Genomic DNA, 15,001 nt, shown 5'->3' with positions numbered 1-15,001 from the left:
GTGGCCCCGTTCCGAACCGGAGCGGGGCCACGGTCGTCCCGGGCGACCGTCAGCCGGACTACGCCCGCCCGTTCCCGCCGCGACGGGTCCCGTTGCCCCTCGGGTCGGTCGCGTCGGACGGGCCGTCCGACGGGCCGGGTGGCAGCGGCGGCAGGAACAGCCACATCGAGCAGTAGGCCCATCCCGGCGACATGACCCACTGTCCGATCTTCTCTGAGATCGTGGTCGGTGTGCTCATCGGGACCTCCTGTGGACGTCGACTCGGCTTCGGTTGACCGTCGCACCGGAGCGCACACCCTCGCGTCGGGGAAATCCCCCAACCCGGACCGCGACGTGGTGGGTCGCGACGAGGAGCTGACGCGGATCCGCGCACTCCTGGCGGACGCGAGGGCCGGACGATCGGCGGCACTGCTGCTCGAAGGTGCAGCCGGGATCGGGAAGACGACCCTGCTGGACTCGGCGCGGTCGCTGGCCACCGGCTTCACCTGTCTGTCCGCCACCGGGGTGGAGTCCGAGTCGGTGCTGGCCCACGCCGGACTGCTCGAGCTGCTGAACCCGGTCCGGGAACGGCTCCCCGACATCGGGGACCCTCAGGCGGCAGCCCTCGGGTCGGCGCTGGGCTGGAGCACGGCCGACATGCCGGTGGACCGGTTCCTCGTCGCCGCCGCGACCCTGTCGATCCTCGCGGCCGCGGCCGACACCGCGCCCGTCCTGGTGGTCGTGGACGACCTCCAGTGGCTCGACCACGAGTCGGCCGCCGCGATCCTCTTCGCTGCCCGCCGCCTGGGGCCGGACCCGGTGGCGTTCCTGTTCGCCGCCCGGACGGTCTCGGCCACCGGTGCGGCGCGGGACCTCCCGGTGCTCCGGATCCCTGGTCTGACCGACTCGGCGGCGTCACGGTTGGTACCACCGGGCGTCAGCGCGGACGTCGTGGACCGGGTGGTCACCGCCACGCACGGGAACCCGCTGGCGCTGCTCGAGGCGTCGTCCCGGCTGAGTGCCGGGCAACGCGTCGGTGCCGTCCCGCTGCCCGACCCACTGCCAGTGGGCGACCGGTTGCAGACGTACTACGAGTCCGTCCTCTCGGGGCTGTCCGCCGACGCCCGCTGGCTGCTGCTGCTGCTCGCCGTCGCACCCGAGAGCCCGGCGGCCGCGACATCGGCGTTCGAACGAGAGCGCGGCGATGCCGCCGGCGCCCTGGACGAGGCGAGCGAGCTCGGCGTCCTGGTCGCCGACGGACGTGGCTTCGGCTTCCGGCACCCGCTCCTGCGCGCGGCCGTGCTGCGGCTGGCGACGCCGGCGCAACGCCGACGGTCGCACCGCGCCATCGCCGACGCGCTCCCTCCCGGCGTACCCACGCGGGCCCGGCACCAGGCGGAGGCCACGGTAGGCGCCGACGACCGCATCGCCGACGAGCTGACCCGGACGGCCGACACGGACCGGCTGCGGCTGGGGTTCGCGGCCGCGTCGGCGGCCCTCGAGCGCGCGGCACTGCTCACCCAGGCGCCGGAGCGGGCCACCGAGCGACTGGCCGCTGCCGCCGAGGACGCGTTTCTCGCCGGCGACGTCACCCGGACGCGTGACCTGGTCGCCAGGGTGTCGGAGTCGTCCGCGCCCCGCGAGGTCCGCGGCCGGGCGCTCTTCGTGCTGGGCATGCTCGAGCAGTACGCCGGATCGGTCCCACGATCGGTCGAGCACCTGGCCGCCGCCGCCGACCTCCTGGAGGGTGTGCAGCTGGTGCGCGCGCTGACCGAGCTGGCGATGGCCCGGTTCCGGCTCAACGAGCTCGACGGGATCGCGGAGGCAGCGGCCCGCATCGACGGGGTGGCCGACCTCGCCGATCCCGAGCAGCGTCTGCTCGCGCGCTTCACCTCCGGGGTGGCCGCGATGCTGCGCGGGGACCTCGAGACGGGTCTCGCCTGGCTCACGGAGGTGCGCGTGCTGGCCGTGTCCGGCGAGCTCGAGGACGACCCCCGTGCCCCGCTCCTGCTGGCGTTGGCGGCCGGCTTCAGCGGTGACGTCGAGGATGCGATGGCCGCTGGGGCGGCCCGCATCGACGACATCCGTCGACGCGGCGCCCTGGGCCTCCTGGTTCCGGCCCTCGGGATCCGCGCTGCCGGTCGTGCCTGGCTCGGTGACCATGCCGGGGCGTTCGCGGACGCCGGCGAGGCGGCCGAGCTCGCCGAGCAGATCGGCTACGCGGCGGACGCGTCGGTCGCTGTCGAGATGCTGGCCTGGCAGTCAGCCGCTCGTGGTCTTCACGACGACGCCGCGGCCGCGCTCGCCCGTGCACGGGTGCTCACCGACCTCGCCGGCACCACCCGCTTCGCAGCCCACCAGGCGCTCACCGCGGCCTTCTGCGCCCTGTGCCGCGACGACCTCGCGCAGGTCGTCGCGCTGCTCGAGGGCAGGATCGACGCCGACGGCGGGATCGGCGCGCGCGGGGAGCCGCTCGGGGTCGCGCCTCTGCTGGTCGAGGCATACGTCGGTCTCGGTCGGGCCGACGACGCCGCCACGCTGACGAAGCGCTATGCGGCCAGCACCCTCTCGTCGGCCCCGGCGTTGACCACGGCCCTCGTCGCCCGATGCCTGTGCCTCACCGCCGTCGAGGACTCGGCAGCCCGCTCCGCGCTCGAGAACGCTCTGGACGCGCACGAGGCCGCCGGCGACCCGTTCGAGACGGCCCGCACCCGCCTGCTGTACGGCGCGCGGACCCGACGAGCGGGCCATCGGGTCGTCGCCCGGGAGCACCTGCGGGCCGCCCACGAGGCCTTCGTCAGCATGGACCTCACGCTCTGGGCCCGGCGCGCGGCCGACGAGCTGGCCGCCACCGGCGCGACCGCGCGACGGCGGGGTCCGGTGGCCGACGAGCCGCTCACCTCCCAGGAGACCCGCGTCGCACTCCTGGTCGCCCAGGGCATGTCCAACCGGGAGGTCGCCGCGGCCTTGTTTCTCAGCCCCAAGACCGTCGAACGCCACTTGGGCAGCGTCTTCCGCAAGCGCGGCTTCCGGTCCCGGACCCAGCTCGCCCACGCGTACGCGCGGGCGGCGGACTCCGCCCCGGCCTGAGGCCCACCGGCCAACGGTCCCCGGCTCCCGGACTGACCGCCGGTCTGGCAGGGTAAAGACAGATGAGCATGCGCACACACGTCTGGTACGTCAGCTACGGGTCGAACATGTCCGCCGACCGGCTGGCCTGCTACGTCCTCGGCGGGCGCCCCCCGGGCGGGTCACGCGAGAACCCCGGGGCCCGCGACCGGTCGCTGCCGACGCGCGACATGCCGGTGGACCTGCCCGGCACGCTGTACTTCGCCGGCGAATCGCCCCAGTGGGGTGGCGGCGTCGCCTTCTACGACCACACCGCGCCGGGCTGGACCGCCGCGCGTGGCTACCTGGTGACGACCGCGCAGTTCGCCGACATCGCCGCCCAGGAGATGTACCGCATCCCGCAGGAGGGCGACCCGCTCGAGGAGGTGGTGGCCGGCCCGCTCGACGGCGGTCGGCACACAGTCGGACCAGGGCGCTACGAGACGCTGGTCGAGGTCGGCCGGCACGACGGCGTCCCGCTGCTCACGTTCACCTCGCCGCACGGCGTCGACCACGTCGAGCACAACGCCCCCACGGCGGCGTACCTCTCGATGCTGGCCGCGGGGCTGCGCGAGTCGCGCGGCTGGGACGACACCGACATCGCCGACTACTTCGACGCGGTCGTTCCGCGCTCCGAGGCGGCCGCGTCACGCCGTTGAGGGTTACCTCACGCGCCGGCCCTGACTAGGGTCGAGAACCATGACGTCCTATGCCACCGGTGAGACCTCACCCGCGCTGATCGAGGAGACGATCGGGGACAACTTCGCGCGCATCGCCCGCGAGCACGCCGACCGCGAGGCGCTGGTCGAGGTGGCGACCGGGCGGCGCTGGACCTACGCCGAGCTCGACCGCGACGTCGACCGGGTCGCCCGCGGCCTGATGGCCGCCGGCGTCGAGAAGGGCGACCGGGTCGGCATCTGGTCCCCGAACTGCGCCGAGTGGACGCTCGTGCAGTACGCCGCGGCGAAGGCCGGTGCGGTGCTGGTGAACGTCAACCCGGCCTACCGCACCCACGAGCTCGCCTACGCGCTCAACCAGTCGGGCCTGCGGCTGCTGTTCTCGGCGACGGAGTTCAAGACCAGCGACTACCGGGCGATGGTCGACGAGGTGGTCGCGACGGGCGAGGCCTCCGGCGACCTGCCGCTGGAGCGGGCGGTGTTCTTCTGCACCGACGACTGGGACGCGCTACTCGCCGAAGGGGAGTCGCTGCCCGAGCACGCGCTGCCGGAGCGGATGTCGGCCCTGTCGAACACCGACCCGATCAACATCCAGTACACGTCGGGCACGACCGGCTTCCCCAAGGGCGCGACCCTGTCGCACCGCAACATCCTCAACAACGGGTTCTTCACCACCGAGCTGATCAACTTCACCCACGAGGACCGGCTGTGCATCCCGGTGCCCTTCTACCACTGCTTCGGCATGGTGATGGCCAACCTGGGCTGCACCACCCACGGCGCGACGATGGTGATCCCGGCGCCCGGCTTCGACCCCGGCATCACCCTGCGAGCGGTGCAGGACGAGCGGTGCACGGGCGTGTACGGCGTACCGACGATGTTCATCGCGATGCAGAACCACCCCGACTTCGCGTCGTTCGACCTGTCCACGCTGCGCACCGGCGTGATGGCCGGCTCGATCTGCCCGGTCGAGGTGATGAAGCGCTGCGTCGACGACATGCACATGGCCGAGGTGTCCATCTGCTACGGCATGACCGAGACCTCCCCGGTGTCGTGCCAGACCCGGAGCGACGACGACCTCGACCGTCGTACCGCCACCGTCGGCCGCGTCCACCCGCACGTCGAGATCAAGGTCGTCGATCCGATCACAGGGGAGACCGTCGACCGCGGCGAGACCGGGGAGTTCTGCACCCGCGGCTACTCGGTGATGCTGGGCTACTGGGACGAACCGGAGAAGACGGCCGAGGCCATCGACGGCGACGGCTGGATGCACACCGGAGACCTGGCGGTGATGCGCGAGGACGGCTACTGCAACATCGTCGGCCGGATCAAGGACATGGTCATCCGCGGCGGCGAGAACATCTACCCGCGCGAGATCGAGGAGTTCCTCTACACGCATCCCGACATCGAGGACGTGCAGGTCATCGGCGTCCCCGACGAGAAGTACGGCGAGGAGCTGTGCGCCTGGATCAAGATGCGCAACGGCACGGAGCCGCTCGACGCGGACGCGGTCCGGGCCTTCGCGACCGGCAAGCTCGCGCACTACAAGATCCCGCGCTACGTGATGATCGTGGAGGAGTTCCCGATGACCGTCACCGGCAAGATCCGCAAGGTGCAGATGCGCGAGGAGGCCGCGCACCGGCTCGGGCTCTAGGGTGCCGACGGGCCCTAGTTGACGCGGACGAGCGTACGACGGTCGGTGCCGGCGTAGCGGACCACGCCCAGCCAGCGCTGCGTCGGGTCGAGGTCCTCCCAGGACACGGTGTAGCCGAACTCGTCACCGGCCCGGCCCGCCGCTTGCCCCGGGGTGACCGTCAGCGGGCTGCCGCCGGCCCGGGAGACCACCCAGGTGGTGAGCTGCGCGGTCGCGGTCGACCCGTTGCCGGCCCGCGCCGCGTGCACGAGCAGCCGGTAGTCGCCCGCCTCGGGCGCCTCGACCGTGACCATCGCGTCCGGCGAGTCGCTGGTGGAGGACTCGACCAGCTCGGCACCACGGAACAGGTACAGGTCGAGGTCGTCGCCGCCGTTGCGGCCCGCGACCTCCACCCGCAGGGCCTCGGTGTCCTCGGGGACCGTGAGGTCGGTGCCGAACGTGTCGTCGTCCACGGTGGGGGCGGCCGGGTCGAGGTCGCCGGGCCGCAGGGACAGGCCGACCGGGGTGGCCGGGACGAGCCCGCTGGCGACGGGGGCGACGGCGGCGCCGCGACCGCTGTGCCCGACGACCTCGAGGGATCCGCTGCCGCCGGAGGCGGCGACCTCGCCCGGCGCCGACACGTCCACGGTGCGCACCACCAGCGGCAGCCGGACCTGGTGGCTCAGGCCGGTCCAGGTCAGCGTGCCGCTGTCGAAGTCGTCGACCGGCGCGTTCGGGCCGGCGACCAGCCGCACCCGCACCCGCCGGGACTCCCCGGGCTCCAGCGTCACGGTGGCCGGGCGGACCCGGGCGGTCACGCCGGCCAGCCCCGCCACCGAGGCGGTGTAGGTCTCGGTCGTCGACGCCACGTTGGTCACCCGGCGTACCACCGTGGTCCGGCCCACCAGCCCACCCACGGCGATCGAAGCCAGGTTGAGGTCCTGGGGCCGCACCTCGCCGCGGAGGAACGCCCGCCAGTCCGCGGGTCCGCTGTCGAGGACCAGGCCAGGGTCGAGCAGCCTGCTCGGGTCGACGTGGCCGGCGCCCTGGCTGAACGGGTTGCGGTCACTGGTGTCGTAGGCGGTCGCCATCATCGCGGACTTCACCTGCGCCGGGGACCAGGACGGGTGCACCCCCCGGACCAGCGCGGCGAGCCCGGCGACGTGGGCGGTGCTCACGGAAGTCCCGGACCGCAGGTCCCACAGCCGGCCGGAGCTCGCCGGGGGAGCGACGGCGCCCGGCACGGCCACGCCGGGAGCGGTCACGTCGGGCTTGAGCAGGTCGCCGCCGGGCACCGGGCCGCGGGACGAGAACGGGGCGACACCGGGCGTGCCGAGGTCGCGGCCACCGGCCGGCACGAGGGCCAGCCGGGCGTCGGGGCCGGCCTCGCGGACGTAGGTCGCCACCTCCGCCCCCGCATCGGCGTCGAGGTGGACGGTCGGCACGGCGTGCACGTCACCGTCGACGCTGTCGGGTCCGGTGTTGGCCAGCACCATGCCGACACCGCCGGCGCCCGCGACGGTCGTGGACTTGTCGACCCGGGCGTTCACGCCGCGCTCGCACACCACCACGGCGTCCTGCACCGCGGCCGCGTCGAGGGAGTCGATCTCGCAGCGACGGGCCGCGTCCGGGTCGGCCCCCGGAGCCGCGGCGTCGGCGGCGAGCACCACCCGGGCCTCGGGCACGCCGCGGCGGGCGGTCATCGCCCCGTCGTACGACGAACCGTCGGGAAGCCGCACGGAGCCCTCGTAGACGTGGGACGTGCCCGCGGCCACCGTCGTCACCCACGGCGCGGCGTGGCCGACCGTGCCGGCCTCGGAGCCACCGTTGCCGGCAGCCGCCGCGACGAAGACGCCTCCGGCGGCGGCGCCGAGGAACGCCCGCGACAGGGAGTCCTGCGGGTTGTCCGACCCGGCGGCCGCGAAGCCGAGCACGTCGACCCCGTCGGCCACCGCGGTGTCGACCGCGGCGACGGCGTCGGCCGTGCTGCACCCGTCGTCGGCCGGGTCCGGTGCGCTCCAGCAGGCCTTGTAGACCGCCAGTCGGGCACCGGGCGCCATCCCGCTGCTGCGGCCGAACGACTGTCCCTCGATCTCCACCCCGACGTCTCTCCGGCCGGCCGCCGAGGAGGCCATGTGGGTGCCATGGCCGACCGCGTCGCGCGGGGACAGGTGCTCGGTGCTGGCCAGCGCCTCCTCACCGAAGCCGCGCACGAACCAACGCGCCGAGACGAGCTTGGCGTTGCAGTCCGACGGGCTCCACCGCTCCGCGGCTTCGCACGCCCCGTGGAAGCCGGGCAGACCGGAGGCGGTCCCGGGCACCCGCTGGGGAAGTCCGCCGAAGCTCGGGTTGTCGGGCCAGATGCCGGTGTCGACGAGGCCGATGACCGTGCCGCGGCCGGCGTTCGGCGGCCCGCCGGCCTGCTGCCAGGCACCGCCCGGCCGGTCGAGCTCGAGGAAGTCGGTCGTGTCGGACGCCGTCGGGCGCACGGTGCTGCGCTCGACGAGCAGCACGTCGTCGCGGGCGCGCAGCCGCTTGACCTGCGCCGGGTCGAGCCGGGCCGCGAAGCCGTTGAGCGCAGTGGTGTAGCGGTAGAGCACCTCGGGACCGCCGACGGCGGCGAGCACCGCGTCCTGACGGGTCAGCAGCCGCTGCTGGTGGCGAGCCACCGCGGGCCGGGTGCGGTCGAAGCGCTCGCCGCTCGCGGGCCGCGTCGCCCGGTGTGCAGCGGACGGCTGGCCGGCCAGCGTGACGACGTAGAGACCCTCGCCGGTCGCGCGGAGCGGGTCGACCGCCGCGGTCGCCAGCGTCGCCGGGGTGGGGACCACCATCGCGCCGAGCGCAAGCAACAGCCCCGTGACGGCAGCGAGAACTGATCTCGCCCACGGTGAGCCGGGCGGACGGGCGGACACGGCTGGCTGCCTCTCTGACCTGGTGCGACGCCTTGCGACGGGCCCACCATGGTCGCAGGGCGTCGCGGGGTATTCAACGGTCGGTCGGTCCCGACCCGGCCCAGCTGGTGCGGCGGCCTAGAGTTGCCGGGTGACTGCCAATGCCCAGCTCGTGGTCGGGTTCGACCTCGACATGACGCTGATCGACACCCGGCCGGGGTTCGCGGCGACCCTGCGGGCATTGGCGGGCGAGACCGGCGTGGAGCTGGACGTCGAGGCGTTGTCCGCGAACCTCGGGCCGCCGCTCGACCACCTGCTGGCGCCGTACTACCCGCGCGAGCAGCTCACCGGCCTGGTCGACCGGTTCCGCGCGCTCTACCCCGACATCGCGGTGTCGCCGACCCTTGCGCTGGACGGCGCCCACGAGGCGCTGGCGGCGGTGCGGCGGCACGGCGGCAGCACGGTGCTGGTCACCGGCAAGTTCACGCCCAACGCGCGGCTGCACGTCGACGCGCTCGGCTTCGACGTCGACCACCTGGCCGGCGAGGTTTGGGGCGTCGGCAAGGCGGACGTCCTGCGGCAGCGGGGCGCCACGGTGTACGTCGGCGACCACGTGCACGACGTGGAGGGCGCCCGCGCGGCCGGGGCGCTGAGCGTCTCGGTGCTGACCGGCGGCAGCACCGCCGACGAGCTGCGTGCCGCGGGCACCGACGTGCTGCTGGACTCGCTGGACGAGTTCCCGGGCTGGCTGGACGCCCATGTCCTCGGCACCCGGCTGGCCGCCCTGGACGCCGATCTCCGGCGTCGTGGCTCGGTGCTGGTGGCGTTCTCCGGCGGCGCGGACAGTGCGTTCCTCCTCGCCGCGGCGGTGCGCGCCCTGGGCGCCGAGCGCGTCGCGGCGGCCACGGCGTACAGCGACTCGCTGCCGGAGTCCGAACGCGACCCGGCCCGTGCCTTCGCCGGGTCGCTGGGGGTGCGGCTGCTGACGCCGCGGACCCACGAGATGGAGCGGGCCGGCTACCGCGCGAATGCGGGCGACCGCTGCTACTTCTGCAAGGCCGAGCTGCTCGACGTGCTCGGGCCGCTCGCCGACGAGCACGGCCTCGCCCACGTGGCCACCGGCACCAACGCCGACGACGCGGTCGCCGGGTTCCGGCCGGGCATCCGGGCCGCCGCCGAGCGGGGCGCGGTCACGCCGCTCCTCGACGCCGGGCTCACCAAGGCGCAGGTGCGCGAGGCCTCGCGGGCCTGGGGGCTGCCGACGTGGGACAAGCCGGCCGCGGCCTGCCTGTCCTCGCGGGTCGCCTACGGCATCGAGGTCAGCTCGTACCGGCTGGCTCGGGTCGAGCGCGCCGAGGCGGCTGCCCGGGCGGTGCTCGCCGGTGCCGGCATGGAGGTGCGCAACCTGCGGGTGCGCGACCTGGGCGACCGGGCGAGCCTCGAGGTCGACCAGGACGCCGTCGAGCGGGCGTGCGCGTCGCCGTCCGTGGTCTCGGCCCTGGTCTCGGCCCTGGTCGAGGCCGGCTTCCCCGAGGCAGGGGTCGACCCGCGCGGTTTCCGGTCCGGCTCGATGAATGAACGACTGGCCGACCCGGAGCGGTACCGCTAGCGCGCAACGGTGGCCCGCGGAACAACCGAGGTGAACGGCGTACGCCCCGCGCCGTAGGCTGGTGCTTCGCACCCAGCAGCATCCGCGGCGCACCCGCGGACCGAATCAGAAGAGGTCAGACTCGTGCCGACTGGCAAGGTCAAGTGGTACGACGCCGAGAAGGGCTTCGGCTTCCTGTCGAAGGACGACGGCGGCGACGTCTACGTCCGCAACGACGCACTGCCCGCCGGCGTCACGACGCTGAAGGGGGGCACCCGCGTCGAGTTCGGGATCGTCCAGGGACGCCGCGGCGACCAGGCGCTGCAGGTGCGCCTGCTCGAGCCGACCCAGTCGGTGTCGAAGGCGATGCGCAAGAAGCCTGAGGACATGGTCAACATCGTCGAGGACCTCTACCGCCTGCTCGAGAACATCGAGAAGGGCTACCGCAACGGGCGGCACCCGGACCCCAAGACGGCCAAGCCGACCGCCAAGCTGCTGCGCGCGCTGGCCGACGAGCTGGAGCTCTGACCTTCGGGCCATGGGGGGTCAATTACCACGGGACCGTGGTAATTCACCCTCGCGCTTGGTGGCACGCACAACCTTCCCCAGGGGATCTCCCGCTTCCCGTGGTGAACTCTCCCCGGGAAGCGGCCGATTACCACGGGACCGTGGTAATCGGCCCGGCCCCGCGCGGCCGCAACGGGGAGCTACCTCGCCGCTGTGGCGCCGGGGTTGCCGCGGTCGCTGCGCACGGCGCTGACCACGAACACCGCCCAGGCGACCAGGATGGTGGCGGCCACGCCCAGCCCGACCTGCGGGATGAGCGGCAGGGCGATGCCGAGGAAGCCGCCGACCACCCAGGACAGCTGGAGCAGCGTCTCCGACCGCGCGAACGCGCTGGCCCGGGTCGCCTCGGGGACGTCGCGCTGGATCAGCGCGTCGAGCGAGAGCTTGCCGAACGACTGCGCGAGCCCCGCCGTGAGACCGAGCAGCACCGCGGTCGGGAGCCCGTAGAAGAAGGCGACCACTGTGGCGACGAGGGCGTCGGCCACCAGCGCGACCACGACCGTGATCTCGGGCTTCACGTTGCGCAGCACCGAGCCCAAGGCGATGCCCAGGGTGCTGCCGAAGCCCGCCGCGCCGATGACGAGACCCAGCAGGAGCTCGGGCCGGGTCTCCCAGCCGGGGAACGGCTCGTCGCGGAGCAGGAACGCCATGAACATCGTCAGGAACCCCGACAGCAGCCGGAGGCCGGCATTGCAGCGCAGCCCGAGCACGACCGGACGGGGTACGGCGGGGCGGGGCCGGCGTCGCCAGCCGGGCTCGCGGTCACCCGCCGCGTGGTCAACCCGCTCGGGCAGCAGGATCGCCAGGATCGTGCCACCGACGAACACCGCGAACGCGTAGCGCAGCGACCACTGCGCGCCGAAGGTCGAGGCGAGCACGGCCAGCGGTGCGGAGATGGCGGCTCCGGCGACGCCGGCCAGCGAGATGCGCGAGTTCGCCTTGACCAGGGTGAGCTGGTCGGGGAGCAACCGGGGTACGGCGGCCGCCCGCGTGACGCCGTACGCCTTGGACGCGACCAGGCACCCCAGCGCCGCCGGGTAGAGCGCCACCGAGCCGGTCGCCACCGCGTCCGCGAGCACCCAGCACAGGAACCCGCGCAGCGCCATGGTCGACCCGATCGCCCAGCGCCGGCCCTGGCTGAACCGGTCGAGGAACGGTCCGATCAGCGGCGCCACGATCGCGAACGGCAACATGGTCAGGCCGAGGAACAGCGCGACCTGCCCGCGGGCCTGCTCGGTCGGCACCTGGAAGAAGAGCGTGCCGGCCAGCGAGATCGCCACCGCCGCGTCTCCCGCCGCGTTGAACGCGTGCAGCTCGATGAGACGCGACAGCCCGCTCTGCCCTGCCCCTTCGGCATGGGTCGCACGGCGGGCCTGCCGGAGCGTGAAGCCGGCGGCCGAGCCGGTGGCCGTGCCCGCCCGGCGTACGCCACGACCGGAGGCGGCAGCGGCGCGGCCCACTCCGCGGCCCACCCCGCGACCCGCGGCCCGGACCCGTTCGGCCCGGCTCGGGCCCTGGGGCGACTCGGGGGTCGAGCCGTCGCCTGGGGCGTCGCCGGAGGCGGTGGTGCGGGTGCTGCCGGACCCGGCGGCGGACTCCTCCCCCGCGGGCGGGAGGCGGTCGTCCGGCGACATGCACCCATCTTGCCCAACGGCGGTGACCAGTTCTTCGCCCCGGGGCGACAACGCGCGGACGGTTAGGGAAGAATCACCCGTCGTGACCACGGCAACAGCGACCAAGAAGGCGGACGCCGTCGGTGCCCGCGCGGTCGACGCCGCCCGCACCGCGCTCCTCGAGTCCGTTGACGTCGTCGATATCGGCGAGCACCTCGGCCACGTCGGCGAGGACGAGCGGGTCGTCACCCACTTCTTCGCCTGCGTCCGGCCCGGGTACAAGGGCTGGCGCTGGGCCGTCACCGTCGCGCGGGCTCCGCGCGCCAAGGCCGTCACCGTCGACGAGGTCGTCCTGCTGCCGGGCGACGAGGCGATCGTCGCTCCGGAGTGGGTGCCGTGGCGCGACCGGATCAAGCCGGGCGACCTCGGCCCCGGGGACCTGCTCCCGACCGAGGACGACGACCCCCGGCTGGTGCCGGGCTACACCACCGGTGACGAGGTCGTCGACCAGGACTCCGTCCGCGAGGTCGCCGACGAGCTGGGGTTCGGCCGCACCCGCGTGCTCTCCCTCGAGGGCCGCGACCTGGCCGCGCAGCGCTGGTACGACGGATCGCATGGTCCCGACGCACCGATCGCCCAGTCGGCACCGGGCTCGTGCAGCACCTGCGGCTTCCTGGTGAGGATGGCGGGCCCGCTGTCGCAGGTGTTCGGGGTCTGCGCCAACGCCTACGCCAACGACGACGGTCGCGTCGTCTCCTTCGACCACGGCTGCGGCGCGCACAGCGAGGCCCGGCTCGGCAAGAAGAGTCGTCCGCAACCGCTGCCCGAGCCGGTGCTCGACACGCTCACCTGGGACGAGCTCGACCAGTTCTGAGACTCGGGTCATCCGGCACGCACTCCCCGAGGAGCAGGCGGAGCCAGGGGCTTCCGTGGTCGTCAGTTCGTCGGGTCCAGCGGGACCTGCCCCGGCGGACGATTCTGCCGCCGGTTGCGGCGCCGCCGGCAGTAGTCCCAGCCGATGACCCCGAGGCCGAAACCGGCCAGGCACGTCCACAGCCACCAGAGCCTGTCGGTGTCGGCCAGACGGCCCGCGAAGGGGAGCAGCAGGACGAAGCCGACCAACCACATCGCGGCGCCCACCGCGACCGTGCGGACGCCGTCGACGTCGAGCGGGTCGACGTCCGCGACGATGTAGGTGCGCTTGCCGATCTCGTGAGTCTTGAGTTCGGTCGGCTCCTCGGGCTGGTCCACCCGACGAATCTAACCCGGCGCCGGGCGGGCCGGCGCACGCGGGACGCCCGCCGACGCGACACGGTGGGCGAGGCGGCGTACGACAATGAGGACGAACCGGTCGCATCTGGCAAAATACGCACCGGCGCGGGGGCGACCGGCTCGGACCGCCCCGCCCGCGCTACACCCATCCCCCTGCGCACGTGCGAGGAGTCCCCAGCGTGGACACGTCAGCGAAGAGCCCCCAGAGCCCCAAGAGCTCGGAGGTCAACCGCGGAGCCCGAGGCCGCGTCGACTCCTTCTTCAAGATCTCCCAGCGGGGATCGACCGTGGGCCGCGAGCTCCGCGGCGGTGTCGTCACGTTCTTCACGATGGCCTACATCATCGTGCTCAACCCGATCATCCTGCTCGGCGCGCAGGACGCCGACGGGCAGCTGCTCGCCGGCGGCGACTTCGCGGGAATCGCGGCGGCCACCGCGCTGGTGGCGGGCGTGCTCACCATCGCGATGGGCGTGGTCGCCAACTACCCGCTCGCCCTCGCCACCGGCCTGGGGCTCAACGCGTTCGTGGCGTTCTCGATCGCGTCCGGGATGACCTGGGCGGACGCGATGGGCCTGGTGGTGCTCGAGGGCCTGATCATCCTGGTGCTGGTGCTGACCGGTTTCCGCACGGCGGTGTTCCACGCGGTGCCGGCCCAGCTCAAGATTGCGATCAGCGTGGGCATCGGCCTGTTCATCGCGTTGATCGGGCTGGTCGACGCCGGCTTCGTGCGCCGTACCGGCGCCGGACCGGTGCCGGTCGAGCTCGGCAGCGGTGGGGCCCTGGTCGGCTGGCCCGTGCTCGTGTTCGTGTTCGGGCTGGTGCTGATGGTGACGCTGTTCGTGAGGAACGTGAAGGGCGCGATCCTGATCTCCATCGCCGTCACGACCGTGCTGGCGATCGTCGTCGAGTCGATCGCCAAGATCGGCCCGATGGTCGGCGCGGACGGCGCGTTCAACCCCAAGGGCTGGAACCTCAACGTGCCGGCGCTGCCCGACGCGATCGTGGACATCCCGTCGTTCCCGACGCTCGGCGAGTTCTCCCTGCTCGGGTCGTTCGAGCGGGTCGGGTTCGTGACCGCGGTGCTGTTCATCTTCACGCTGCTGCTGGCGGACTTCTTCGACACGATGGGCACCATGACCGCGATCGGTGCGGAGGCCGGCCTGCTCGACGAGCAGGGTGCCCCGCCGAACACCAAGCGGATCCTGGTGGTCGACTCGCTGGCCGCGGCCGCGGGTGGTGCCGCGGGCGTCTCCAGCAACACGTCGTACATCGAGTCCGCTACGGGCGTCGCCGAGGGTGCGCGCACGGGCCTGGCCAGCGTCGTCACCGGCCTGCTGTTCCTGCTCGCCACGATCTTCGCGCCGCTGGTCGAGGTGATCCCCAACGAGGCCGCGGTCCCCGCGCTGGTGCTGGTCGGGTTCCTGATGATGCAGCAGGTCAAGAACATCGACTGGGACGACCTGGAGATCGCGATCCCGGCGTTCCTGACGATCGCGCTGATGCCGTTCACGTACTCGATCTCGGTCGGCATCGGCGCCGGCTTCGTCGCCTACGTGCTGATCAAGTGCGTGCGCGGCAAGGCCGCCTCGGTGCACCCGCTGATGTGGGTCGTGTCCGCGCTGTTCGTCGTCTACTTCGCGATCGACCCGGTCCGGCAGCTGATCGGGTAGCCGGCG

General features: G+C 73.3%; 11 protein-coding genes. 7 read left to right on the top strand and 4 right to left on the bottom strand.

Annotated features, from left to right (window positions below):
- Positions 1–58: 58 nt before the first annotated feature.
- Positions 59–238, bottom strand: a complete 180-nt coding sequence (locus tag VFH10_RS04630; RefSeq protein WP_325126423.1) for a hypothetical protein — start codon at positions 236–238, stop codon at positions 59–61.
- A 95-nt stretch (positions 239–333) separates the two neighbouring features.
- Here VFH10_RS04630 and VFH10_RS04625 point away from each other — a divergent pair, with 95 nt between their 5' ends.
- The 3 genes from VFH10_RS04625 to VFH10_RS04615 all read left to right on the top strand — a co-directional run bounded on the left by VFH10_RS04625 (position 334) and on the right by VFH10_RS04615 (position 5,415).
- On the top strand, positions 334–3,069 hold the full coding sequence (locus VFH10_RS04625; protein ID WP_325126422.1) for a helix-turn-helix transcriptional regulator: 2,736 nt from the start codon (positions 334–336) through the stop codon (positions 3,067–3,069).
- A gap of 62 nt (positions 3,070–3,131) precedes the next feature.
- Positions 3,132–3,746 (top strand): histone deacetylase, encoded by a 615-nt coding sequence (locus tag VFH10_RS04620; protein ID WP_325126420.1) that lies wholly within the window; start codon positions 3,132–3,134, stop codon positions 3,744–3,746.
- 40 nt (positions 3,747–3,786) lie between these two features.
- The gene (locus VFH10_RS04615; protein WP_325126418.1) at positions 3,787–5,415 is read left to right on the top strand and encodes an AMP-binding protein; all 1,629 of its coding nucleotides are present in this window, start codon (positions 3,787–3,789) and stop codon (positions 5,413–5,415) included.
- Between the two features lie 14 nt (positions 5,416–5,429).
- On the opposite strand, the gene VFH10_RS04610 is transcribed toward VFH10_RS04615, so the two are convergent.
- The gene (locus VFH10_RS04610) at positions 5,430–8,225 is read right to left on the bottom strand and encodes a S8 family serine peptidase (protein WP_325126416.1); all 2,796 of its coding nucleotides are present in this window, start codon (positions 8,223–8,225) and stop codon (positions 5,430–5,432) included.
- 211 nt (positions 8,226–8,436) lie between these two features.
- Here VFH10_RS04610 and larE point away from each other — a divergent pair, with 211 nt between their 5' ends.
- Together larE and VFH10_RS04600 are read left to right on the top strand one after the other, a co-directional pair.
- The gene (gene larE / locus VFH10_RS04605) at positions 8,437–9,894 is read left to right on the top strand and encodes an ATP-dependent sacrificial sulfur transferase LarE (RefSeq protein WP_325126414.1); all 1,458 of its coding nucleotides are present in this window, start codon (positions 8,437–8,439) and stop codon (positions 9,892–9,894) included.
- A 123-nt stretch (positions 9,895–10,017) separates the two neighbouring features.
- On the top strand, positions 10,018–10,401 hold the full coding sequence (locus tag VFH10_RS04600; protein WP_325126412.1) for a cold-shock protein: 384 nt from the start codon (positions 10,018–10,020) through the stop codon (positions 10,399–10,401).
- A 179-nt stretch (positions 10,402–10,580) separates the two neighbouring features.
- Here the strand turns inward: VFH10_RS04600 and VFH10_RS04595 are convergent, their stop codons facing one another.
- Positions 10,581–12,074: an MFS transporter gene (locus tag VFH10_RS04595; protein WP_325126410.1), complete on the bottom strand. Its 1,494-nt coding sequence runs from the start codon at positions 12,072–12,074 to the stop codon at positions 10,581–10,583.
- 82 nt (positions 12,075–12,156) lie between these two features.
- Between VFH10_RS04595 and VFH10_RS04590 the strand changes: the two genes are divergently transcribed.
- Positions 12,157–12,927, top strand: coding sequence for a DUF3027 domain-containing protein (locus VFH10_RS04590; protein WP_325126408.1), 771 nt, complete (start codon positions 12,157–12,159; stop codon positions 12,925–12,927).
- Between the two features lie 62 nt (positions 12,928–12,989).
- Here the strand turns inward: VFH10_RS04590 and VFH10_RS04585 are convergent, their stop codons facing one another.
- Positions 12,990–13,304 carry a DUF2530 domain-containing protein gene (locus tag VFH10_RS04585; protein WP_325126406.1) on the bottom strand — a complete coding sequence of 105 codons (315 nt, stop codon included), beginning with the start codon at positions 13,302–13,304 and terminating at the stop codon, positions 12,990–12,992.
- Positions 13,305–13,504: 200 nt separating this feature from the next.
- Here VFH10_RS04585 and VFH10_RS04580 point away from each other — a divergent pair, with 200 nt between their 5' ends.
- Entirely contained in the window at positions 13,505–14,995 is a 1,491-nt protein-coding gene (locus VFH10_RS04580) for an NCS2 family permease (protein WP_414689834.1), read from the top strand.
- Positions 14,996–15,001 lie beyond the last annotated feature (6 nt).

The organism is Nocardioides sp., from assembly GCF_035697785.1.
Lineage (GTDB): Bacteria > Actinomycetota > Actinomycetes > Propionibacteriales > Nocardioidaceae > Nocardioides_B.
Note: the sequence above shows the minus strand (reverse complement) of the source record. Positions and strands in the feature narration are given on the sequence as shown.